Origin of the sequence: Aequorivita flava, assembly GCF_038742595.1 — a bacterium.
Lineage (GTDB): Bacteria > Bacteroidota > Bacteroidia > Flavobacteriales > Flavobacteriaceae > Aequorivita > Aequorivita marisscotiae.
Genome location: NZ_JBANCF010000001.1, coordinates 162,721 through 186,416, shown reverse-complemented (window position 1 = coordinate 186,416; position 23,696 = coordinate 162,721). Strand labels below are relative to the sequence as shown.

Below are 23,696 nucleotides of genomic sequence, written 5' to 3'. Positions count from 1 at the left end.
ATAAATCAGTTTTAAAAACTAGGGCTTACTTTGTAACAAAACCTATTCAATATTTCGCAGGCCATCCAAATCTATAATTCGAATGTCGCGCCCCTCTATTTCAATAATACCATCTCTTTTAAAATCTGAAAGCGTTCGTATTAAACTCTCAGTTGCAATACCCGCCGTAGTTGCTAGGTCATTACGCGATATTTTAAGGGCTGCTTCCGGCTTTTTGTTCATAACGTCCACAAATTGTAAAATGGTGTTGGCCGTTTTTTTACGTACCGAACTATAAGCCATTTTTACCAATTGCAGTTTTATTTCCGAAAGATTGTCGCTAAGCAAATTCATCAACTCAAGCGAAACATCTTGGCTTTTCTTTAAAATATCCCTCACAAAATTTTTGGAGATGGCGGCCACTTCCGTCTCCTCTACTGCAGTAGCGGTTTCGGTATATGGAATGTTATCGTCAAAAGAAGTGAAACCCAGAAAATCATCAGCCTTGTACAGCCCGGTAATAAGCTCTTTGGCATTGGCATCCATTGTATGCGTTTTTACCACTCCTTTTAAAATTAAAAACATATTGTTGGAATGGTCGCCATTTTGGTAAATAGCCTCTCCCTTCTTGTATTTGGCAATTTCACCTTCGTCGTAAAAATAGTTTTTTAACTGGTTTAAATTTTGAAGATTTTCGTCATCTTCGGCTGTATCATTCGCCTTGTAATTTTCACGCAAGTTTAAAATAGTTGCTTTAGCCAATCTGCTTTCCACAGCGCTTATTAGCTCCATTTCGTCAAAAGGTTTGGTGAGGTAATCGTCTGCCCCCATATCCATTCCCTTGCGTATTTCCTTGTGTTCCGTCTTTGCCGAAAGAAATATAAACGGAATATGTTTGGTTCTTTCTTCAGACGCCATACTTTCTAATACCCCGTAGCCATCTATCTCGGGCATCATGATATCGCAAACAATAATATCTGGAATTTCCTTTTTTGCTTTCTCAATGCCAATTTTGCCGTTTGCCGCGGTAAAAACCATAAACCCGGAAAGCTCCAATAGTTCGGCGGTGTTTTCCCTTAAAGCAATATCGTCTTCAATAAGAAGTATTCTTTTCATATTAATTTGTGTTGTTATTTATGGGGAAAGTAATGGTAAACTTACTGCCATTACCCTCTTCGCTTTCAAAATCTATAGTGCCACCAAGGCTCTCCAAATGGCTTTTCACTATATTTAAACCTATACCGGTACCCTGATTGAGCAAGGCGTTTTCGGCACGGAAATACCTGTTAAAGATATGTTTTTGCTCCTTAGCGGGAATACCCATTCCTTCATCTAATACATCAATACTCAACGAAGTGTTATTAGGCCGCACAACCACATCAATCTTTGTAAATTCTGGCGAATACTTTATGGCATTGTTAATTAAATTGGTCAACGCCAGTTCTAAGATTTTCTCATCAAAATTTACCGTAATATCATCAATATTATTCGGATAATTTATTCGTTGGCCATCCTTTAAAAGCATATTCGAATTGTAAATTACCTCATTCACTACCTTGCTTAACGGAAAGGTATCAAATTTATAAGTGGCTTTCCCGGATTCCAAACGTTCAATAGAAAGAAAATCATTGAGAATATTATTTAAGTATTTTACTTTGCTTTGAATGGTTTTTAAATGCTTATCGCGCTTATCCTGTTGCGCGGTTTCGGTGTATTTACCCGCCAAGGTGGCCGATGTGAGAATTCCGCTTAAAGGTGTTTTAAACTCGTGCGACACCAACGATAAAAACTTTGTTTTTAGCTCGTTAAGCTCGCGTTCCTTTCGCAGCGATTCCTTTATCTTGTGTTCTGCCTCCTGCCGTTTGGTTACCTCCTCCTCTAGCTCTAAAATGGTTTGTTTTAGCTCTTTGGTGCGCGCGTCAATTTTATGTTCCAACTGCGAGTTAAGCTCTATAATTTGCAACTCTTGGTTTTTCCTAACCGTAATGTCTGTTACCAACGCCATTACGTATTTGCTGTTGTAAATTTCAAAAGGGTTTAAGCCCGCCTCTACCGGAAAGGTACTTCCGTCCTTCCGTTTTCCATACAGATCGCGCCCATGCCCCATTTGCCGCGGATCGCTCTTTTCCATAAACTCATCCACTTGATGGTGGTGGTTTCGATGATATTTTTGCGGAATTAAAACATTGAGGTTTTGCCCCAAAAGTTCGCCAGGCTCATAGCCAAACATTTGGTCTGCCGCTTCGTTCGAAGTAACAATTTCCTGCTTTTCGTTTACAATTACAATCCCTTCTGAAATAGATTCAGAAAGAATTTTAAAAATATTGTCCTTTTTTTCTTCAAACACCTTCATCCCCCAAAAGTAACGAATTTAAACAGTTTTATTGAACTGATTTTTATCATAAAAATTCCAAAGAAAACAATATAAATTTACATCCTTAAAAATTATAACGTTATGGAAAATACAAATAAGCCCCAATTGCTTTTTTACCAAAAAATGGGCGAACTTTTTTATGCAATTGCGGCTGCCGATAATGTAGTGCGAAAGACCGAATACGATACTTTAAAAAATATAGTTGCTGAAAAATGGAAAAACCTCGACGAATACGAAGATCCTTTTCATACCGATGCGGCCTACCAAATTGAAATTGTTTTTGATTGGTTTGATTACGAACAGCTAGACGCCAACGATTGTTTTGAGAGTTTTGCAGATTACAAAAAAGAAAACCCAAACCTTTTTACCGCTGAAAGAAAAAAACTTATTTGGGAAACCGCAGATGCCATTGCCAGCTCCTTTGCAGGTAAAAACAAAAGCGAAGTGGTCATGCTCGCAAAACTAAAGATGCTGCTGAGCCAGTAATTCAAAAAAAAACCTGTCACTTTTCGGCATAAACAAAGGTTTGTGTATTTTTAAACGATAAATCCGATTGAAATGAAAAACCTACTGCCCATAATCTTTATCCTTTTATTTTTTGGTTGTAAAGACGATCGCAAAAACGAAGAAATTAAAGTAGATCCGCTAAACGTCCAGGAAGAAATTGTTGACTCCCTAAAGCTTTCAAATGAAAATTTAGAGAAACAACAAAAAACCCTTATCTTAAAACGAACGGAATTACTGGAGAAAAAGGATTCAAAAGCAGAACTGGAAAACTTACTTGTTTCCAAGTCGTTTTTAAAGGAAAATAACGACTATACCCTAGATTTTAAATACCCCTATCTCAACGAAAAAATTAAACCGCAATTCGAGGTCTTTAACGAATATATCGCCACTAAATTTCTAGATGCCAAAGGGATAGAACAACAAATTTTAGAAGAACAACGACTGTGCGATTCCCTCGGAATTCCACGCCAAAACGAAAAGCGTTTCGTAGATTATAAAATTTACAATCTCAACGACCGACTCATTAGCGTGCTGTTTTATAAAGAAAACCACTACACCGGTGCCGCACACGCCTCCTACACGTTTCAATGTTTAAATTTCGATTTGGAGCGTGCCGTTTTTATGAATTTTGAAGACTTTTTTAATGACGGTACCGAAGAAGAAGTTCGTGAAATTTTAAACTCCCTTTTAAAGGAAAAAATTAATTCGGGCGAATTGTATTACGATTGTTGGGCAATTTCCACAGACGATTTCTTTAACGCCAAAAACAATTTTGTAGTAAACGATTCAGTGGTAGAATTTTACTTTGACGACTGCGTTATTTGCCCCTCCTACACCGGAACCTATTCCATTCAAATTCCTTTGGAAATGCTAATGCCCGTACTACGGAAATTCAAAAAAAACCCATTACTAGGCTAAAACCCAAACCCACAACCCACAACCCACAACCCACAACAGACAACAGACAACCCACAACAGCCAACCCACAACAGACAACCGACAACCCACAACAGACAACCGAAAACAGACAACCGAAAACAGACAACCCACAACCGAAAACAGACAACCGACAATGAAAAGCAATTTTAAAAACATAATCAATTCCGAAACCCCTGTACTAGTCGATTTTTTTGCCGATTGGTGCGGCCCCTGCAAAATGCTCGCTCCTATCTTAAAACAAGTAAAAGACGAATTGGGCGACGAAGTAAAAATTGTAAAGATAGACGTCGATAAAAATCAACCTTTGGCTGCGCAATACCAAGTGCGCGGTGTTCCTACAATGATTCTCTTTAAAAACGGCAAACAACTGTGGCGCCAAAGCGGTGTGCTCCAGAAAAATGAATTGGTGACCATCATAAACCAACACAAAAATTAATGGATCTAAGCCGCTACATAGACCATACCCTTTTAAAAGCCACCGCCCTGCCGGAGCACATCGTTCAACTTTGCGATGAAGCCAAATTGTATAATTTTTATGCGGTCTGTGTAAACAGCGGTTACGTTGCATTAGCCGCCGACCAATTAAAAAATACCGATGTTAAAATTGCTTCGGTAGTGGGATTTCCATTAGGCGCAATGAGCCAGCACGCTAAAATTTGCGAAGCATCACAAGCTGTAAACAACGGCGCCGACGAAATTGATATGGTCCTAAACATAGGGTTGCTTAAAGCCCAATTGTACTCCCAAGTGCAGGACGAAATTGCCGCGGTAAAAGAAGCTATTGGTAGCCGCACCTTAAAAGTAATTCTTGAAACTTGCTATTTAACTGAAGCCGAAATACGACAGGCATGCCAGCTTTGTAAAAATGCCAAGGCCCATTATGTAAAAACCTCAACCGGTTTTGGCACGGGCGGAGCTTCCGAAAAAGTGGTTAAAATAATGGTTGAAGAAGTGGGCGACAGTTTAAAAATTAAAGCCTCTGGCGGAATTCGGGATTTCGAAACCGCAAAAGCATATATTAATTTGGGAGTGAGCAGAATTGGAACTTCTTCAGGAATTGAAATAGTTACCTCCACAAAAAACAATACAGATGAGCACTCATATTGAAGCCAAAGCAGGCGAAATTGCCGAATCGGTTTTACTGCCCGGCGACCCCTTGCGCGCCAAATGGATAGCAGAAACCTTTCTCGAAAATGCCAAATGCTATAACGATGTACGCGGTATGTTGGGCTATACTGGAACTTTTCAGGGAAAACCAATTTCAGTGCAAGGCACGGGCATGGGCATTCCTTCAGCTTTAATTTACTGCCACGAACTTATAAACGATTACGGCGTAAAAAATTTAATTCGCGTGGGTTCCGCGGGCAGCTATCAAAAAAATATAAACCTTCGTGATATTGTAATTGCCATGGCGGCATCGTCTAATTCTGGCATTAACAACACCCGTTTTATCAATAGCGACTACTCGCCTACTGCCGATTTCGATTTGTTTATGAAAGCGGCTTACTATGCTAAGGAAAACAACATTCCAATAAAAGCTGGCAATGTATTATCGAGCGATCAGTTTTACGAAGACGATTTCAATAATTATAAAAAGTGGGCCGATTTTGGAGTGCTTTGCGTAGAGATGGAAGCCGCCGGCCTCTATACCATTGCCGCCAAATTTAAGGTGAAGGCATTGGCCATTTTAACCATCTCCGACTCCTTGGTTACTGGCGAAACAACTACCGCCGAAGAGCGCGAAGGCAGTTTTTCAAAGATGGTAGAGATTGCACTGAATACTGTTTTATAATATTTAATTATTTAAAAAATGGAGAATGGCTTTCAGATTCAACTGCCCAAAAACCATTTTCTACAAAAATTAGTCGACTACTACTTTTTTATAGATATTCCTGTTTCCCAATTAGTAATGAAAGAGGAGTATGTACTTCCCTTTCCACGCTTAACATTTGGTTATTTTTTCGAACACCCATTTTCGGTAACGAATCATTCAAAAAATAAATCGCAAACTGCGGAAATGATCATTTCGCGAATTTCAACAGATAAAATTTCGGTTGCGCCATTGACCGATCGCTTGAAAATACTGGGTGCGCACGTAAAACCCTTTACCTTGGCCTATCTCACGAATAAAAATGTTTCCGAATTGCCTTGGATTATAAATACGAAGGAATTATTTGGAAAGAAAGCCGAATCATTCCAGAAAAAAATTGATACCTGCGGCTCAACCAAAGAAATGTTTACCGAGGTGGAAAAAATCTTCCAAAATACGGTTCTAGCGAAAGATCTCTCGCAAATTGAAATCGTAATGGAAACAATTGAAGCCACAAGAGGAAGTGTGTCAATTTCGTTTCTCGCCGATACGGTTGGCGTTACTAGCAGAACGCTTCGGAATTATTTCTATAAATACATCGGCTGTTCTCCGAAAGACTATTTACAATTGGTAAAATTAAAGCAGTCTGTCTTCCAAATGAAGAACGATCCTTCCTCGCTAACTTCACTTTCCTACGATCAAAATTTTGCCGATCAAGCATATTTTTCCAACACCATTAAAAACCTTACCGACCAAAGTCCCAAAAAGATTCGCGAAAACCTGCCCGATTTCCGATTCCTACAATTTTAAGAGCATGAAACTACATAGTTTTGTTTGTGAAATTGAAAAGAAATGAAACATAAGCAACTTATAAAAATCCATATTGCAACAACTGTTATTGCGGCACTGACCATTGCGAATTTCTTCACCTTTTCACTAATTGCTGAAATTATCGGCGATGCAGATTTTATCAAACAAGTGAAAACGGTTATTCTGTATTGTCTTCCCGTTTTAATAATTGCGATGCCCTTGCTCGCACTTTCCGGTAAAAGATTGGCCGGGAAATCCATAAACCCTCTTGTTCTCCAAAAGCAAAAACGAATGAAATTTGTTGCGATTAACGGTTTATTATTGATTTCACTCGCCATTTATCTTTACTATCACGCCAATTTTAAAACTATTGACACCACGTTTTTCACCGTTCAAGGTATTGAGTTACTGCTCGGGGCCGTTAATTTGAGTTTGATAGGGCTGAATATACGAGCTGGCTTGAGACTTTCGTATAAAAAATTTAAATAAAAAAGCAGGAATCCAAAGTTGAAAACCTGCTTTTTGTTGTTAATTGATGTCGATAGCAATTAACTAAACCTTAAAGGTCATTACCGGTAAATCTGAATGGTTTACTACATCCTCGCCAATACTTCCCGAGAAGAAATGCGCCAAACCTTGACGGCCTTGCGTGGGCAAAGCTATAATATCTGCTCCGGTAAGCTGGCTAAAGGCAAATATTCCCGCCTCCACCGAATAGTCGTTATATTGAACTACACTATTTAAACTCTCCAGCGGGTTAGGATCTTTGGCGTCATTCATAAAAGTTAAGATGCGCTTTTCAATCTCCCGTGTATTTCGGAAATCTCCCGCAAGATTTATATACAATGGCTGCATTTTAATTCCTAAAATCTCAAACATCCGCTTCGCCTTCTTATAGGGCTCAATGGAGTTCGGTAAAAAATCGCAGGCAAAAACACCAAGTTGCGGATTAAAATCTGTTGCCTGATGCTTGATGACCAAAACAGGAATTTCAGAAGTACGAACCACTTTTTCTGTATTTGAACCTACAAAAACCTCGCGAAACCCAGTAGTTCCGTGCGAACCCATAACAATTAAATCTACTTCCATTTCCTTAGCAACATCGTTTATTTCGCTAAAAATGGTGTAGTTATGCACGGTGTCTGTTACCGTAATTCCTTTTAGGTAATCTTTATCCAAAAATTCGGCAAACCGAGTTTCTGCCAAACGCATATAATACATTGCCTCAAAAACTTCCTTCGATTGGTTGCGAGTTACAACCGCATCAGACAAGCCCATCATGTGCAGCGCGACGATTTCGGCATTTTGCTTTTTAGCAATTGCAGCCGCCACCTCCATTGCGTGTTCAGAATGTTTCGAAAAATCTACGGGAACTAATATTTTTTTCATGATTTTTACTTTTAGTGCGTGGCAAATTTTGCCTTGCGTTTTTTAAGTTGTTTTTCCAGATCCGAAATAGTTTCCTTCGCCGCAGCTTCAAAAGAGGATTCCTTAGAAGTTGCAAAAATTTTAGGCCCGGGCAAACTCAGTTCAATCTCGCATATATTGCCTTTACCATATACATTATTCTCCATTTTAAAACTTACATCGGCTCGTATTAACCACTCGTATTTTTCGGCAATTTTCTGCAGTTTTTGTTCTACATATTCGTTCATGGCCTCGCTTGTGGGCATTTTTACATATTGGATGTTTACAGTCATAACTAATCTAAATTGGTTTATATTTTCAAATATACCTCTTATTCATGGGTTTTATAATGACCGTTGTCATAATTGATTATTTTGAATTGTTGTTCGTTGTTAATCGAATTGGGCATTTTGATTTTTTTTAAATGAATGGCGCATTTATAAAACGTTCCAAATCAATTTCAGAAGCTAAAAAAAATTCCACAAAATGTTGCATATGTGGAATTTTCTTAAAATCGTTTTATAAAGAAATCTATTATGCACAACAGCTCTCCCCATCGTCTTTTACGCCAAGTTTTTTAAGTATTTTCTCCATCAAACACCACCGTGTAAGTGACGATTGTAGCAAGTTAATGCCTACAAAACCCGTAAACCATAACCAGTTAATATTTACATAAACCGCTAACAAAAGACTAATTAAAATAAAAGTCCCGGCAATTGCCCTGATATATCTGTTTATCATATTATTGTATTTTAAGTGTTTACTATTTAATTCCTTTTGTCCGTTCGAGCGCAGTCGAGAACCCCTTTAAGCGTCCGTGCTTAAACGCTCCGTTCTATAGGTACTACCACCGCGTGAATCGGGTTGTTGGTTTCCAAACTTTCATTAAACTGAATCACCAAACTAAAAAACACATCAATCTTTTTATCCTCGGTAAAGGAAAAAAACAAACTGCTGTCCGCCCCACTCTTTTGTGAGGGAAACCAATTGGCGTTCATCATAAACGACGATGCATTTTTATAACCTTCAATATCAGAACCGCTGTAGCTCTCAATATTCGCTTGTTTAAATAGTTGCAGCACCTCCTTCTGAAATTCATCAACAACCGTTACAATTAATAGTTTCATCAGATTAGTATTATTAATTAGTATTTATTTTCAGTCAAACCAATTTTTCTCAAATCTCAAATCTCAAATCTCACATCTCACATCTCACGTCTCAAATCTCACGTCTCAAATCTCACCCCTCACCTCTACTCTCAATCATATAATAAACCAACGGCACCACAAGCAGCGTTAATACGGTAGAAACAATTGTTCCACCCATAAGCGAAATGGCTAAACCTTGAAAAATTGGATCAAATAATATTACGAAAGCACCAATAACCACCGTTCCCGCGGTTAATAAAATTGGGGTTGTTCGTACGGCACCGGCTTCAATTACGGCCTGTTTTAACGGAATGCCCTCTGCGGTTCGCAGGTTTACAAAATCAATTAATAATACCGAGTTTCGCACCATAATTCCCGCCAGGGCAATCATCCCAATAAAGGAAGTTGCGGTAAAAAATGCTCCCATTATCCAATGGCCCAGTACAATTCCTATTAATGAAAGTGGAATAGCCACCATCATCACCACCGGAGCCTTAAAGTTTTGAAACCACCCAACAATTAAAATGTAAATAATGATGATGACCCCCAAAAAGGCAATCCCCAAATCGCGGAATACCTCGAGGGTAATCTGCCATTCCCCATCCCATTTTACGGTGAAATCGTCTTCGTGTTCGGGCTGTTGCAAATACAATTCGTTTATTTTATATCCCGCCGGCAGATCGATAGTATTCAACTTATCGGTCATTCCTAAAATAGCATATACCGGACTTTCCAATTCCCCAGCCATATCTGCAAGTACATACACAACCCGTTTTTGGTTTTTGCGATAAATGCTTTTTGCGCGAGTGCTTTCTTCCACAGTTACCAAATCGCCCACAGAAACCATATTGCCTTGTTTTGATGCAATCTTCAATTGTGATATATCCTGAATTGTAGATTTTTCCTTTTCGGCCAAAGCCAAAACAATTCCTACCTGTTCGGTAGCGTTTTCGGCATATAGATTGGTTACGGGTCTGTTTGAAAGCGCCATATTCATTGTATATACAATTTGCTGTGGCGCCACACCATAACGCATGGCCTTTTCTTTATCAATAACAAATTGATACTCTTTTTGGTTCGCTTCCACCATCCAATCTACATCTACCACATCTTGGGTTTCATTTAAAATGTTTTCAACTTGTTTGGCAACTGCAATCTGCTTGTCATAATCGGGGCCGTAAATTTCCGCTACGATAGTTGAAAGCACTGGCGGCCCAGGTGGAACTTCAACAATTTTTATATTGGCGCCAAATTTTGCACCAATTTCCTGAATCTTTGGCCGCAATAGTTTGGCAACATCGTGACTCTGTAATTTTCTATCGTCCTTCTTTACCAAATTCACTTGTATGTCTGCCATATTGCTACCGCCCCGCAGATCGTAATGGCGCACTAAGCCGTTAAAGGTAATCGGGGCCGAGGTGCCCACATAATTTTGGTAATTAACCACCAATGGCTGTTGCGATAAATATTGCCCAATTTCCTTGGCTACCACCGCAGTACGTTCCAGAGTAGTACCTTCGGGCATATCGATCACAACCTGCATTTCGTTTTTATTGTCAAAAGGAAGCATTTTTACGGCAACCGATTTGGTAAAAAACATCAAAACCGAACCCAATAGCATCACCACGGTAATCCCCAAAAACAACCAACGCGTTCTTTTGTTTTCAATCAAAGGCGTTTCCAACTTCGAATAAATTTTAAATATAAGGCTGCTCTCTAAAGATTTTTCTTCCTTTGGCGCTTTTCCCTTCCCACCTCGGCGGGCAGGTTTCTCCCTTTCACGAAGAAATATATATCCCAAATAAGGCGTAATCGTTAGTGCCACAAACAACGAAAGTATCATCGCAATGGAAGCCCCGATTGGCATAGGCGACATATACGGCCCCATCAACCCAGAAACGAAGGCCATCGGCAATACGGATGCAATTACCGTAAAAGTTGCCAAAATGGTGGGGTTACCCACTTCGTTAATTGCGTAAATGGCGGCCTGTTTAAACGGCAAGCGTTTCATCTTAAAATGGCGGTGCATATTTTCGGCTATGATAATGGAGTCGTCAACCACAATTCCTGTTACGAATACCAAGGCGAAAAGCGTAATTCTGTTTAGCGTATAATCCAGTAAATAATAACTTAAAAGGGTCAGCGCAAAGGTGATTGGTACTGAGAGAAAAACCACCAAACCACCACGCCAGCCCATAGCCAACATTACCACCAAAGTTACCGCAATAATGGCGCCCATAAGGTGCATTAACAGCTCCGAGACTTTTTGGGAAGCTGTTTCACCATAGTTTCGCGTTATTTCAACGTGCACGTCATCGGGAATTAAAGTGCTTCGCAAATGATTAACCTTGTCTATAATTACATCGGCAATTTTCATGGCGTCGGCCCCCTTTCGCTTTGCTACCGAAATGGTAACCGCAGGATATTCCGAAGGGTATTTTGAAACATTTTCACTAGCTCCCCCAAAACCAAAAGACACGTACTTACTCGCTATTTCAGGTCCGTCAAATATATTGGCAACCTGCTTTAAATAAATGGGTTGGTTTTGCTGTACGCCCACCACTAAGTTTTCAACATCGGTAACCGATTTAAGGAAATTTCCGGTAGTGACCAGAAACTCAGTATCGTTTTTATCAAAACTACCCGAACTCATTTGCTGGTTGCTTGCCTTGATCATTTCGGCAACGCCTAAAAAGTCCAAACCACTTGCAGCTAATTTATCTTTGTCCAAAACCACCCGTAACTGCCTGTTTCTCCCCCCTATTTTTTGGGTAGCCGAAACATCGTTTACTTCCTCAATTTCCTGGGTGAGTTCGTCTGCAATTTGTTTCAGTTGAAAGTCGTCGTACTTTTCACTCCAAAGCGTAACCCCCAACATAGGCACATCATCAATGGCACGGGGTTTTACAAGCGGCATGGTAACTCCCGGAGGCATTTGGTCCATATGCTTGTTCATTTCGTTATAGAGCTTTACAAACGAACGCTCAATATCTTCGCCCACATAAAACTGCACGATTACCATTGCCCCTTCTTTTGAAGAAGTGGAATACACATACTCCACCCCGGGAATATTGGAAACCAATTTTTCCAAAGGTTTTACCACCCTAGATTCTACCTCGGTTGGCGAGGCGCCCGGATAGCCCACAAAGATGTCGGCCATAGCCACATCAATTTGCGGTTCTTCCTCACGCGGTATTAAAAACGAACTGTAAACGCCAACGACCATAAACACAATCATCAACAATACGGTAAGTTTGGAATCTATAAATAACTTGGCAATTTTGCCTGCTAATCCGTCCTTCATGATTATTGTTTAATGGTTAGTTTCGCCCCGTTATAGAGTTTTCCTTCGGCATCAATAATATAGTTTTCGTCTGCCGCCAAACCTGACAACACTTCTACCTGATCGCCATAACTACGGCCAACCCTTACCCAACGAAGAATAGCGGTATTGCTTTGGCTTACCGTGTAAATACCGGTGAGTTGTCCGCGTTTTACCAAAGCGTCTTCCGGGACTAGAACCAAACTTACATCGGTAGATTTCTCCACAGGAAACTGCACCGTCGCGTACATACCCGAAAGTATATTAGCCTCAGTCTCGGCCAATGCTATCTTTACCAAATATTGTCCGCCGGTATTTTTAGCCGAAGTACTTACTTCGGTTACCGTACCGGGCACTACCTTATCAATCGATTTTACGATTACTTGTACTTCGGTACCGGATTTTATTTTTGAGATTTCACTTTCAGGCACGGAAGCGGTTACTTCAAAATTGCCTGGACCTTCCACCGAAATTAAAGGAACACCGGGATTTGCCATATCGCCAGCATCAATAAATTTATTGGTAACTACCCCGTTAAAAGGCGCCCGTAGATTTACATAAGCAAACTGCGATTGTACTTCGTTTTTCATCTGCTTTGCGCCTTCCAGTCTGGCCTTTGCCATTTCGTAACGCGCGCGTTGATCATCCAGTTCCTTTTGGCTTGCACTATTATCCGCAAAGAGATTTTGAAAGCGTTGATAATCTTTTTCGGCATTGTTAAAAGCAGCTTGCGCTTCCGTAATTCCGGCGTTGGTCTGCGCTTGTTTTGCTGAAAGGTCTGAATTGTTGATACTTACCAATAACTGTCCATTTGTAACTTTTTCACCCACATTTACATGTACTTTATCCACAAAGCCCATCATTCGCGTACTAAGGGTGGCACTGTTTGCGGCTTCTATTTTTCCGCTGGCGGTTAAAAATGGCGTATTGTTTTCTGCAGCTACGGAACTCACCGTTACTGGAACAGCAGGGGAATTGTCAATTTTCTTTTCTTCCGAAGAATTGCCGCAGCTAGAAAGGCCAAATACCCCTAAAAAAAATAAACTTGTATATACTAATTTCATATTTATATCTTTTAAATCTTGTTCAATTTCAATTTCATTTCCGATTTCGATTTCGATTTCGATTTCGATTTCATTTTCGATTTCATTTTCGTTTTCGATTTCGATTTCGATTTCGATTTCATTTTCATTCCTCCGTTAAAAATCGCAAATACGCCAAAGCATAATTATGTTGAAAAACGGTGCTGTAATATTCCAATTGTTTCTGTGAATACTGTGTTTCCGCGCTTAATAAATCGGTTGTTCTTTCAAGGCCTTCCTTAAATCTGTTGGTGCGAATGCGCAAAGCCTCTTTTGATTGCTCAAGTGCCAATTCAGTTAATGTCAAATTGTTTTTTGCATCCTGGTACATTCGTTTTGCCTTGTTTACTTCTAACTGACTTTCCGCTTTGTACTGTTCCAATTCAAGGTTTGCCTTGTTGAATTCGGCCTTGCTCTTTTGGGTTTTTCCGAAGCGTTTTGAGCCCTCAAAAAGATTCCACGTCAACGCGGCGCCAAATAAATAGCCATTGGCACCTGCCTGAAATATTTCATCGTCGTACAGTTCATAGCTTCCAAAAGCATTCAGCCTTGGCAGGAACGTCATTTTATCGGCTTTGTAATTTTGTTTGTAGGCTTCGGCAGCAAACTCCATTGCCTGTATGTCTGCTCGGGAATTGGAAAAGGTTTCAGCGGAACTCAATTCCGTAGCAACCCTTAGCGAATCCGTTGGTTTAAATACTCCCGAAACCGCTTCGTTCATCAACACAGCCAAATATTCCGAAGCATTTTTAACATTGCTTTTTGCGTATTGCAGTTGATTTTCCACTTCGGTAACCCGTACCTGTACCGCCAACACATCGCTTTGTTGCAGATAGCCCTGCTTAAAACTGTTGTTTGCCAATCGGAGGTTTTCGTTGGCCGCACTAAATGCTTTTTCTAAAACTTCAACACTTTTATAGGCTAATTGCAATTGCATATAAGCCTTTTCGGTTTCTAGGGAAAGGTAATCGCCCGTCCGCGCCAATTGCATTTGGGTGGCATTCCACTTCGCCTTTGCAGCTTTTCTTTGAAAAATACCATCAACGTTTACAAGGGGTTGCTGAACTTCAATCTTGGTAGCGAACATATTTATCTGGGAGGGATCGTTCAGTGTATTTGGATTAAAATCTGCTTGCTCCACAATTTCCTGATTCAATTTAAAACCAAAAGCCATCAACGGATTAGTTGTAGCCATTCCGGTATGCGAAGCAGTAATATTTGGAAGAAAAACCGCATTGGTTTGGTTATAATCTCCTTTAGCCGCAAGCACCTGTTGCTCCCCTATTTTTAGCTGATTGTTTTGTGTACTAACCTTTTCCAAAACCTCAGCTTTGGAAATTGGGATTGTTTCCTGAGCAAAAACCAGTGCGGGCAAGAAACCGAGAAATAGAAAAAACTTGTTGATCTTCATTTTTTAAATTAATTTGATGCAAACATAGTTCAGAATTTAACAACGGTCAGTAACTAATGTTACCAAAGAAAAAGCACCTCTTTCAAGGTGCTTTTCACTAACCAAATAATCTGCACTCTTTAGGAACGAACCAACCAAGAAACGCTCCTAAACACTTTTGTAGCTTTCGCTAATATCTTCAATACAATTTTATGTTTTCATTCTAATCAATCATTGGAACCACGAACAATTCTTGAGATTATTCCCTTATCATTTGTGAATTCAGCAATTAGCAGTCCGCCAATATGTATGGCAATAAATGCCACTAGATAATAAATGCCCAGCACGTGAATTTCTTCCATTGGCTTTTTTAAATCTTTGGGTCCTAATTCAATTACAAGCCCTGTAACCAAAGATATTACCACACATACGTAAAAAACGATGTACGCCCATTTCTGGAATTTTTGTTTTATTGATAGGTTTTTAGCTAGCGGATTTTGAAGCTTCATCGTTCCAAAAAACGGCAGTATAAAACGCAAACTAAATAAACCCGTTAATACATAACCCAAATAAATATGCCAGTTCCACATTGGCTTTCTTATTTGCTTTGCCAGATCGATAAGCTGCTCCTGTGATAATGTTTGATCAGTACCGCTAAGGTACGTTTGAATGATTTCTGCCATATTGTATTTATTCATCCAAGTCAATCTCAAAAAAATAGTGATCAACAACAGCAGGAATGTAATTGCAATAGCCCAATGTATAACTCGGTAGGTTTTTGAATATTTTACAGTTTCCATAATGGTAGATTTAGGCTGAAACGCTAAGGTTTCTAGATACTTTTAATGACCTTGGTCAATTTTTCCCGAACATCTTTAGCAATATCGGCCAAAGAATTATTTTCTACCGCCATCATTGAAGCCGCGGGATCTACTGCCGAAATTTCAATAACTCCAGCTTCGCGCTCCTGTACAATTACGTTACAAGGCAGCATAGTGCCTATTTTATTTTCGGCCTGAAGGGCTTGGTGCGCCATTTGCGGATTGCAGGCGCCCAAAATAGTATAATTGTAAAAATCTGCATCCAACTTCTTCTTTAAAGTGGCTTTTATATCTATTTCGGTCAACACCCCGAAACCTTCATCTTTTAAAGCAGCCGTAGTTTTTTCAATGGCCTCTTGAAAAGTAGTATTTGTTAATGTGGTACTGATGTAATAACTCATGATTTCTATATTTTTAGATTATTTAATATTCTTGAACAATCTACAACAAATGTAAGCTGCCAAAACGGAAAGTTCTGTAACAAAGATTACATAACTGGAAATTTTTGAAATACGAAGTGAGATGTGAGATGTGAGATTTGAGATGTACAAAACCCAACAACCCAGAACAACAGCCAACCCACAACCGCCAACAGACAACAGATAACCCACAACAGACAACCAACCACTAATTCGCCGGCGTAATCATAATATGCGAACGGTGCGTCCCCGCATCCATCAACCACGGCATCCCGGGAGCTTGAGGTTTTGTAGGTAGGCCCGTGCTTTCCCCAGTCATAAAAGGTTTGTAGAGTACGTAACGGATTCTACTTTTTAAAAGCTCGCCGGTTTCGGTGTTTAAATCCTTTTCTTCCCCCGCCAAAACATACACCATAGAAGGCTCCGCTGGCATTTTCAACGTCCCTTCCTTAATTTCCTTCTTTCTAATTTCTTGCTTTTGCTCGTTAGATTTACCTTCGGCAATCAAAGCTCTACCACGCGCCATAAAGGGTTCCAGTTCGGCGCCATAACAGGCTACACTTATGCCTTCTTTTTTGGGGTCGTCTGCCAGACAAACCATCCCATTGGTTCCTTCTCTTAGGGTGATGAGTTTACCCTCATCGTTATAGCCGAGCACGGTCGCGGCATCGCGGTACATTTCAGGCGCAGCGAGAACTGCTGTTTTAATTTGAATGTCCTTGGGCAGAATTTTGTCCTGTGCTAAAGCCGAAATACTTATCATAAATACGAGTAAAATCGCTAGTTTCTTCATAATTGCATATTTTTTTAAATGAAGGCTTAAGATACGTAATTTTACAAAATTACAGTGAATCATTATCACTCGACGCCCCAAGTAGCTACTTAGGGAAAGTTAAGGGTGCAGTCTGTATAAATATAAAAGTTTGGGAGGGCTAAAACCGAAAGTGCTATAAATGGGTAAATCTGTTGCTCAAAAGGACATGAGCGAAAAGCTCCAGCTGATGTTGGGATCATTTTTAAAGTACGCTATCAAAACAACTCAACGAATAGATTGCCGTTTCCGGAATCCTCCAATTGGTCGCGGTATTTGAATATGCCACATTATCTACCTGAACACACTCCAAAGCGCTATTCTGAAGCCCAAAAAAGAATATCAGGATTTTATCGTTATTGTTATTGGCAACATCAACCGTCTTTAAGCTGTAATTGCACATAGCCCTAATGCTCACAAGATTTGTGTTATCGCTAAGGTCTAAGTGCGTAAGCTGGGTTGTTCTTATGTCGAGATTCTTCAACTTTACATTATAGCTAAGATCAATTTTGGTAAGTGGATTATTTCCGCAGCTGAGAAATTCTAAATTGAGATTACCGCTTACATCCAGCGTGCTTAACTTGTTATTAGCGCAATTCAATCCTACTATATCCACAAATTTTTCAATACCGGTCAAGCTTTGAATACCCTTAAACGATACATCTATTGTACCCTTAAATGCATTGGCTTCCTGAAAACTGATTTCATTGTCCTTATTGGTGTTGATCTCAAAATTGTTTAATACCAGTTCCTTAAAAATCAGGTCTTCAAAATAAACAAAGGGTCCTTCGCCAATAGTGTATTTAAAATATTGTGCTTGTTCTTGTTCTTGCGGAATTGGATCTATTGGTAAATTGTCCTCGGAACACGATATTACTATAAACTGCGCTACGAAAAATAGAAGTATTATTCTTATGAACTTCATAGCTTTACTTAGGTTGGGATAGAACATTTTATATTGGTTCAAGCATATACTATTATAAATATAAGAACTATATCTTAGTTTCCTTTAAAAATATTCCACAAATATATATGCTCATCCCAAGAAATAGAAAGCGATTGCATCGGCTTCCCCATTGCACTTTAAATCCTTTAGTATTCCTCATTGGCAATTTTTATCCGATCCTGTCCTAAAATAATAACAGGTTCTTCCTCCCCATTAAGATACTTCAGAATAAGACCGGTGCCTTTGTAATAAACTGTACCCTCCTGTCCATCATAGATCACTTCTTCTGAAATGGCATCTGTATTTCCTAAATATTCCGTATCCATGCCCTGAATTTCAAAATGTCCCATTCATCGTTAGGGTTTTGCATTCACGTATCTTTCAATTCGGTCAAAAGTATAATCTCAAAATCTATACCCCTACCGCATTTATTATAAAAGCGTTAAAACATTGATAAAGCAGTTTTCTGTATGCACAACGATTTTTATTTTTAGATCAATAATTTAATTAAAGTAAAACGTGCCCTTAATTCATCAGTGCTTTTAATAATTCAAAACAAATAGCCAATCCTGGATTCCGGGGCAGTTAAATTTCACAAAATTATGTTACGATGGACAACCTATTAAATATCTCACTTTCCGGCGCCTATACAATTGTGCTAAGCTGCCTGGGAATATACCTATTGGTAATACTTTTTACCCGCATCTTCGGAAAGCGCAGTTTCTCTAAAATGTCTAGTTTCGACTTCGCAATGACCGTTGCCGTGGGTTCGCTCATTGCAACCACCGTATTGTCCAGTACCGTTTCCTTGGCAGAAGGAGCACTCGGCCTGCTCGCCATTTATTTTTTTCAGCTTACCGCAGCTTTCTTTAGGCGCTATAAACCCTTTAGAAAAGCTATAGACAATACCCCTTTATTGCTAATGGAGAAAGATATTATTCTGTATAACAACTTAAAAAAAGCCCGAGTAACCGAAGGCGATTTACGTGCCCAATTGCGGAAAGCAAATGTTAGCGACTATTCAGAAATTGAGGCGGTAGTATTTGAAACCACAGGCGATATTACCGTCTTGCACAGTAAAAACATCAACAACAATCTAAAATCGTGGCTCTTAACCGATGTAGCCGTATAAATATGGAAGACCAAATAATAGGCTTTATTGCAGGAATACTAACTACCGTAGCCGTATTGCCACAGCTAATAAAGTCGTGGAAAACCAAAAAGGTGATGGATATTTCCCCCTTTATGTTTGTATTGCTCTTGGGCGGCATTGGCCTATGGGTGGTATATGGAATTATTAAAACAGATTATCCCATTATCCTTACTAACGGAATTTCATTTTTACTAAACCTATCTATGTTGGTAATTATGTTGCGCTATAAGTCGGAAGATTAACACTATTGCACTCCGCCAGCTTAATCTTGTTAAAAAGGCACTAAATAGCTACTAAGAAAATATTAAATACATAGCCTGCACAAAACATATTTAATATTTTTCAAAAAAAAAGCTATGGAACCATCAGTACATTCTCCCACCACCGATATAATTACGCGCGACTTTAAAGACTTTATCATTGCAGATAACCACCCGTGTATTATGGCGAATACGGTGTTTTCTATGGAAAAATTCCAACTAAAGGTTTATGATCAATTGGGAAGTAAAACTACCGCCCGCACCTTGATAACCGATTTAGCAAATTATATTTCGGCTTACGATTTTAAAAGCAAAGATTTTGAATCGTTTATCGCTGTATTTCCGGAAGATGAACCCATAAGCGAAATTGAATTTGAAAACCTGTTATGGCGTCAATTACAGTTTCTTCACGACCGAGATACCGTGGCGTGGGATGCCACCGTAAGCAAAGATCCCGAAGATCCCAACTTTAGTTTTAGTATTGCGGGGAAAGCGTTTTATGTTGTGGGGCTACACCCAAAAGCAAGCCGAAAAGCTCGTAGAGCCCCCTACCCAACGCTTGTATTTAATTTGCATCACCAATTCGAAAAATTGCGCGAAATGGGGGTATATACCAAAGTGCGGGATAAAATTCGGGAACGCGATGCCCAACTGCAGGGCAGTATAAACCCCGTATTACAGGATTTTGGAAAAGAAAGTGAAGCGCGACAGTACAGCGGACGTAAAGTAGAGGAAAAGTGGAAATGCCCATTTCACCATAAATAATATTCCCCTTATATAAATGGAACCAGTAACTACAATCGAATTTATTCTAAATGCTGTTATTGCAATGATATCCGGCGTTTGCGTGGGCATTGAGAGACAGATGAAAGATAAAAATGCAGGACTTAAAACCAACGCCTTGGTGGCAGTTGGTGCTGCCATTTTTATGGGAATATCATTTCAATATATTCATGTTGAATACGTAGATTTAAGCCGAATAACAGGGCAGATAGTTGTGGGTGTTGGATTTTTGGGCGCCGGAGTTATCGTTAAGCGAAAAAAGGAAATCTCCGGACTTGCCACCGCCGCTGCTATTTGGTGCAGTGCCGCCCTAGGGTGTTTGGCAGGAATGGGAATGTATATTGAACTGGCCGCCAGTACGCTAATTATTGTTATTATAAATTTGGTGATGGGTTATTACAATAGAAAGATTTATAAGAATAATCACAAAAATAAAATTGAAAACTAAAGCGAATATGATTCAGCAAATAGCGCCGCAAACGGGAGTTGCCTTTACCCTAAAAAAAGGCGAACAATTACAGGTAATCGATCCGCAGGGAATGCAGGTTAGCGATATGGTGCTTTTTAACCAGCACGATATCCGCGAAAAGATTTCATCGGGGAAAACTTTAGATTTTGAAGAATCCATTCTTATAAGCAAAGGCAACTATTTGTGGAGCAACCGAAGTCGTAAAATGATAAAACTATTGGAAGACACCAACGGTCGTAACGATTTTCTGTTGGCGCCCTGTAGCCCAGAAACCTTTCAGATTATGTATAACAACCACGAATATCACCCCAGTTGCTTTGAAAATCTATATACAAATCTGGCGGCCTACAATATTTTGCCAGACGACATCCCCACGGCCTTTAATATTTTTATGAATGTACAATTTAACAGTAAGGGCAAGCTCTCGGTACTACCTCCTATGAGCCAGCCAAATGATTATGTGTTATTTGAAGCGCAAATGGACCTAATAGTGGGTCTCACCGCTTGTTCTGCTGAAGATAGTAATGGAGGAACCTTTAAACCAATTCACTATAAAATTATAAGCAATAAGGGATAATGCTGAGAAAAGTAAAAGCTGATTTAAAAGATTATGCCCTTTTAAAAACCGACTTTACAATAAAGAAAATAGTAAAATCTCAATAGGCATTTCCCCAGAAATGGTATATAAAACCGTGTTGTAATCCCCTTTGCCTTGTCGTACGTATTTGCCGTCAAAGGTGTAAAGCACCGTATTGTAATCGCCTTTCCCCTGCCGTATATATTTTCCGTCCCAGGTGTATAGCACCGTATTGTAATCGCCTTTCCCCTGTCTTAAATACTTGCCATCCCAAGTAGCCAACACCGTATTGTAATCGCCTTTCCCTTGCCGTATATATTTATCGGTAAGGGTGTATAATACGGTACTGTAATTCCCTTTCCCCTGTCTTAAATACTTGCCATCCCAAGTAGCGATTACGGTATTATAATCTCCCTTCCCCTCTCGAATATACGTTTGCCCATTAACAATCAACGGAACCATCAATAAAAAGCAAATCACAAACCATTTCATAGTGCAAAAAGTATTCATTCCTAATATGAATTATTAAAAAAGACTAAAAATATAATAATTATATAGTTAAAACCCATACTAAACCCAATCCCACCCCAACAAACCTTTAAAAACAATTCGAGAATTCGTGGCAATAAACCTCCGCTCCAATCCATTCAGTTTAAATAAGATTCGTGCATTCGTGGCAATAAACCCCCGCTCCAATCCATTCAGCTTAATTCAAAATTTGTGCATTCGAGGCAATAAAAAAGCATTAGTGCGCATTCGTGACAATAAAACTCCGCTCCAATCCGATCAGATTCCAATATAATTCGTGCATTCGTGGCAATAAGAACATTAGTGCGCATTCGTGGCAATAAACCCCCGCTCCAATCCATTCAGTTTAAATAAAATTCGTGCATTAGTGGCAAAAGAACCCCGATCTATTCCATTCAATTAAAAAAAAAATTCGTGAATTCGTGGCAAAAAAAAGCATGCGTGGCAAAAAAAGCATTCGTGGCCAGAACCCCACCCTAAATTTCAAAAATTCTAACCCTCCAAAACCACCTCCAATTCCTCCCCCAAGGCTTTCAATATCTCATCCATAAGTACTCCCTTTTCTTCAGTCACTCTGTTTAATCCGTGATGGAATCTGCTGTTGTAATCCACCTCCTTAAAAAAAGCACCCCCACTCAGCTTTTCAAATAAATAGGTTATTTTCCCAAGCTTGGGTTGTGCATATAGGCATAACATCCACAAATTGTAAGCAGATAGATAATGCGGTTGGTAGGATAGTTTTGCAAACACATAGGTTCTAAAAAATCTGAGAATAGCATTTGAAAATAATTCATATACACCTTCTCCATTCTCCTTTTCTGCCCCTTCCCTTAATACAAAATAATTACAAATCATGCCATTTGTGGCTTTATACATATAATCCAGATCGCCGTAATTGGCTTTATACGGATGTTCCCAATGCATAGTAAAGTTTTGTTCTTGGTATGTATAAACCCGGTTTTCAGGTATCATTATATTTTTAAAAAAGTCTTGATGAATAAAGTTGCGTTCTTGAATCCATATTCGGCTATGCCCTATAAGGATTACATTATAGGCATCATTAAACATAGCCATTACAGCTTGTTGCATACTATTTAAGATTTCCGTACCAAGCCCCTTCCCTATTAAAAGCAGATAATAATAGGTTTTTGATGCTGTTTGGGTTTTGTGGAAGCAGAAAATTTCTTCCGTCTGTTTTATTTTGTTTATTTGGGAAATAACCTGAAGTAACTGTTGGTCAACAGTATTTATTATGGGTGTTGTATCTCCGGTTTCATCTGTTGATTTATTGGCTTTTATACGCTTTTTTAGCTCCCCAAAACGATCAGAGACCATCGCGTACAATTGTCCTTCCACCTCGTTGATTGCTGTATAGAGTTCCCAGTTAATATAAATTTCATCTGCTTCCTTAGCCGCTTCTTTGGCTTTTTCCAGTTGGGCAATAAGATAAAAGGTTTCTCCATTTTGCTTAACAAACAGTGCTTCAATAGACGGTAGGTATTGGACTAGATATTTTATTCTTTGGGTTGGCGTATTAAAGAAACGGTGCCCTATGTATAAGTTTTCCAAATAGGTAAGGTGATGCTCAAAAATGGAAATGTAGGTTAAAAATACACTTGTTCGGGCCTCAAGGTCATAAAACTTATTCGCTAACGTCATCAGTATATCATGCTGATGAAAGTATTCATGGTCATATTTTTTAAAGCGCCTTTTAAAGCTTTTCCAAGTTGTTGGCAGTTGTGTTGTAAAGTCTGGGTTTTGATAAAGCAACCCACTCTTGGTGCAATAACTAGGAATAAATGGATTGCCATTTTTATAGGCAAACCGCATTTGGCGGGAACCTAGTACATGAAGCAGTACCTGCCGATCCTTTAAGGCCAAACGCAGCCATTTTCTGCTTTCAATAACATCCATATTCACACCATCAATTGCAGTAATTATAAGGTGGGGTGGCGTTGTGGCAGTGGCGGGATAAAAGAAAATGTTCTCTATAGGAAGTTCCTTTATTAACTGCTGTAGTTTTAAACCAATTGCTTCTGGCAATGATTCAAATGATAAGTTATTGATTGTTTCCATAACATATTTTTTAAGGCTTACAATAACAAAGCTCTTTTATAGTATGGGCATATTCAAGTTTGAAAAAGGGTATTTTAGAAGTACG

Annotated in this window: 28 protein-coding genes; 12 read left to right on the top strand and 16 right to left on the bottom strand. The window is 39.2% G+C overall.

The window, feature by feature from the left end:
• Window positions 1-42: 42 nt before the first annotated feature.
• Together VZD24_RS00890 and VZD24_RS00885 are read right to left on the bottom strand one after the other, a co-directional pair.
• Entirely contained in the window at window positions 43-1,095 is a 1,053-nt protein-coding gene (locus tag VZD24_RS00890; protein ID WP_342686603.1) for a response regulator, read from the bottom strand.
• 1 nt (window position 1,096) lies between these two features.
• Window positions 1,097-2,332, bottom strand: coding sequence for a PAS domain-containing sensor histidine kinase (locus tag VZD24_RS00885; protein ID WP_279447548.1), 1,236 nt, complete (start codon window positions 2,330-2,332; stop codon window positions 1,097-1,099).
• A gap of 102 nt (window positions 2,333-2,434) precedes the next feature.
• Between VZD24_RS00885 and VZD24_RS00880 the strand changes: the two genes are divergently transcribed.
• The 7 genes from VZD24_RS00880 (at window position 2,435) to VZD24_RS00850 (ending at window position 6,908) form a co-directional block, all read left to right on the top strand.
• Window positions 2,435-2,839 carry a hypothetical protein gene (locus tag VZD24_RS00880; protein WP_279447547.1) on the top strand — a complete coding sequence of 135 codons (405 nt, stop codon included), beginning with the start codon at window positions 2,435-2,437 and terminating at the stop codon, window positions 2,837-2,839.
• A gap of 72 nt (window positions 2,840-2,911) precedes the next feature.
• The gene (locus VZD24_RS00875) at window positions 2,912-3,778 is read left to right on the top strand and encodes an RsiV family protein (protein ID WP_342686604.1); all 867 of its coding nucleotides are present in this window, start codon (window positions 2,912-2,914) and stop codon (window positions 3,776-3,778) included.
• A gap of 154 nt (window positions 3,779-3,932) precedes the next feature.
• Entirely contained in the window at window positions 3,933-4,235 is a 303-nt protein-coding gene (gene trxA, locus VZD24_RS00870; protein ID WP_279447545.1) for a thioredoxin, read from the top strand.
• A complete protein-coding gene (deoC, locus tag VZD24_RS00865; protein ID WP_279447544.1) occupies window positions 4,235-4,906 on the top strand; it encodes a deoxyribose-phosphate aldolase in 672 nt (223 codons plus the stop codon). The genes trxA and deoC overlap by 1 nt, the downstream gene beginning before the upstream one ends.
• Window positions 4,890-5,591 (top strand): purine-nucleoside phosphorylase, encoded by a 702-nt coding sequence (deoD, locus tag VZD24_RS00860; protein ID WP_279447543.1) that lies wholly within the window; start codon window positions 4,890-4,892, stop codon window positions 5,589-5,591. The genes deoC and deoD overlap by 17 nt, the downstream gene beginning before the upstream one ends.
• 18 nt (window positions 5,592-5,609) lie before the next feature.
• The gene (locus tag VZD24_RS00855) at window positions 5,610-6,419 is read left to right on the top strand and encodes a helix-turn-helix domain-containing protein (protein ID WP_342686605.1); all 810 of its coding nucleotides are present in this window, start codon (window positions 5,610-5,612) and stop codon (window positions 6,417-6,419) included.
• Between the two features lie 42 nt (window positions 6,420-6,461).
• Entirely contained in the window at window positions 6,462-6,908 is a 447-nt protein-coding gene (locus VZD24_RS00850) for a hypothetical protein (RefSeq protein WP_279447541.1), read from the top strand.
• Between the two features lie 63 nt (window positions 6,909-6,971).
• Here the strand turns inward: VZD24_RS00850 and VZD24_RS00845 are convergent, their stop codons facing one another.
• The 12 genes from VZD24_RS00845 to VZD24_RS00790 all read right to left on the bottom strand — a co-directional run bounded on the left by VZD24_RS00845 (window position 6,972) and on the right by VZD24_RS00790 (window position 18,115).
• On the bottom strand, window positions 6,972-7,808 hold the full coding sequence (locus tag VZD24_RS00845) for a universal stress protein (RefSeq protein WP_279447540.1): 837 nt from the start codon (window positions 7,806-7,808) through the stop codon (window positions 6,972-6,974).
• 11 nt (window positions 7,809-7,819) lie between these two features.
• A complete protein-coding gene (hpf, locus tag VZD24_RS00840) occupies window positions 7,820-8,119 on the bottom strand; it encodes a ribosome hibernation-promoting factor, HPF/YfiA family (protein ID WP_279447539.1) in 300 nt (99 codons plus the stop codon).
• Between the two features lie 241 nt (window positions 8,120-8,360).
• Entirely contained in the window at window positions 8,361-8,567 is a 207-nt protein-coding gene (locus VZD24_RS00835; protein ID WP_279447538.1) for a YgaP family membrane protein, read from the bottom strand.
• Between the two features lie 80 nt (window positions 8,568-8,647).
• On the bottom strand, window positions 8,648-8,953 hold the full coding sequence (locus VZD24_RS00830) for a hypothetical protein (RefSeq protein ID WP_279447537.1): 306 nt from the start codon (window positions 8,951-8,953) through the stop codon (window positions 8,648-8,650).
• Between the two features lie 112 nt (window positions 8,954-9,065).
• Window positions 9,066-12,278 (bottom strand): efflux RND transporter permease subunit, encoded by a 3,213-nt coding sequence (locus VZD24_RS00825; RefSeq protein ID WP_342686606.1) that lies wholly within the window; start codon window positions 12,276-12,278, stop codon window positions 9,066-9,068.
• A gap of 2 nt (window positions 12,279-12,280) precedes the next feature.
• Window positions 12,281-13,360 carry an efflux RND transporter periplasmic adaptor subunit gene (locus VZD24_RS00820; protein WP_342686607.1) on the bottom strand — a complete coding sequence of 360 codons (1,080 nt, stop codon included), beginning with the start codon at window positions 13,358-13,360 and terminating at the stop codon, window positions 12,281-12,283.
• 124 nt (window positions 13,361-13,484) lie between these two features.
• Window positions 13,485-14,789, bottom strand: a complete 1,305-nt coding sequence (locus tag VZD24_RS00815; protein WP_342686608.1) for a TolC family protein — start codon at window positions 14,787-14,789, stop codon at window positions 13,485-13,487.
• A gap of 206 nt (window positions 14,790-14,995) precedes the next feature.
• The gene (locus VZD24_RS00810; RefSeq protein WP_279447533.1) at window positions 14,996-15,568 is read right to left on the bottom strand and encodes a cytochrome b/b6 domain-containing protein; all 573 of its coding nucleotides are present in this window, start codon (window positions 15,566-15,568) and stop codon (window positions 14,996-14,998) included.
• A 32-nt stretch (window positions 15,569-15,600) separates the two neighbouring features.
• Window positions 15,601-15,990, bottom strand: a complete 390-nt coding sequence (locus tag VZD24_RS00805) for a DUF302 domain-containing protein (RefSeq protein WP_342686609.1) — start codon at window positions 15,988-15,990, stop codon at window positions 15,601-15,603.
• Between the two features lie 226 nt (window positions 15,991-16,216).
• Window positions 16,217-16,801, bottom strand: a complete 585-nt coding sequence (locus VZD24_RS00800) for a hypothetical protein (RefSeq protein ID WP_342686610.1) — start codon at window positions 16,799-16,801, stop codon at window positions 16,217-16,219.
• Window positions 16,802-17,024: 223 nt separating this feature from the next.
• On the bottom strand, window positions 17,025-17,744 hold the full coding sequence (locus tag VZD24_RS00795; RefSeq protein WP_342686611.1) for a leucine-rich repeat domain-containing protein: 720 nt from the start codon (window positions 17,742-17,744) through the stop codon (window positions 17,025-17,027).
• Between the two features lie 167 nt (window positions 17,745-17,911).
• Window positions 17,912-18,115 (bottom strand): hypothetical protein, encoded by a 204-nt coding sequence (locus tag VZD24_RS00790; RefSeq protein WP_342686612.1) that lies wholly within the window; start codon window positions 18,113-18,115, stop codon window positions 17,912-17,914.
• A gap of 260 nt (window positions 18,116-18,375) precedes the next feature.
• Between VZD24_RS00790 and VZD24_RS00785 the strand changes: the two genes are divergently transcribed.
• The 5 genes from VZD24_RS00785 to VZD24_RS00765 all read left to right on the top strand — a co-directional run bounded on the left by VZD24_RS00785 (window position 18,376) and on the right by VZD24_RS00765 (window position 21,007).
• Window positions 18,376-18,897, top strand: a complete 522-nt coding sequence (locus VZD24_RS00785; protein ID WP_342686613.1) for a DUF421 domain-containing protein — start codon at window positions 18,376-18,378, stop codon at window positions 18,895-18,897.
• 2 nt (window positions 18,898-18,899) lie between these two features.
• Window positions 18,900-19,160 (top strand): lipid-A-disaccharide synthase N-terminal domain-containing protein, encoded by a 261-nt coding sequence (locus VZD24_RS00780; protein WP_279447521.1) that lies wholly within the window; start codon window positions 18,900-18,902, stop codon window positions 19,158-19,160.
• Between the two features lie 114 nt (window positions 19,161-19,274).
• Window positions 19,275-19,943, top strand: coding sequence for a guanitoxin biosynthesis heme-dependent pre-guanitoxin N-hydroxylase GntA (gene gntA, locus VZD24_RS00775; protein WP_342686614.1), 669 nt, complete (start codon window positions 19,275-19,277; stop codon window positions 19,941-19,943).
• A 16-nt stretch (window positions 19,944-19,959) separates the two neighbouring features.
• Window positions 19,960-20,409, top strand: a complete 450-nt coding sequence (locus tag VZD24_RS00770; RefSeq protein WP_279447519.1) for an MgtC/SapB family protein — start codon at window positions 19,960-19,962, stop codon at window positions 20,407-20,409.
• A gap of 7 nt (window positions 20,410-20,416) precedes the next feature.
• Window positions 20,417-21,007, top strand: a complete 591-nt coding sequence (locus VZD24_RS00765) for a DUF1989 domain-containing protein (protein ID WP_342686616.1) — start codon at window positions 20,417-20,419, stop codon at window positions 21,005-21,007.
• Between the two features lie 54 nt (window positions 21,008-21,061).
• Here the strand turns inward: VZD24_RS00765 and VZD24_RS00760 are convergent, their stop codons facing one another.
• The gene (locus tag VZD24_RS00760; protein ID WP_279447517.1) at window positions 21,062-21,517 is read right to left on the bottom strand and encodes a 6-fold beta flower protein; all 456 of its coding nucleotides are present in this window, start codon (window positions 21,515-21,517) and stop codon (window positions 21,062-21,064) included.
• A 510-nt stretch (window positions 21,518-22,027) separates the two neighbouring features.
• Window positions 22,028-23,611 carry a hypothetical protein gene (locus tag VZD24_RS00755; RefSeq protein ID WP_342686617.1) on the bottom strand — a complete coding sequence of 528 codons (1,584 nt, stop codon included), beginning with the start codon at window positions 23,609-23,611 and terminating at the stop codon, window positions 22,028-22,030.
• Between the last annotated feature and the right edge of the window lie 85 nt (window positions 23,612-23,696).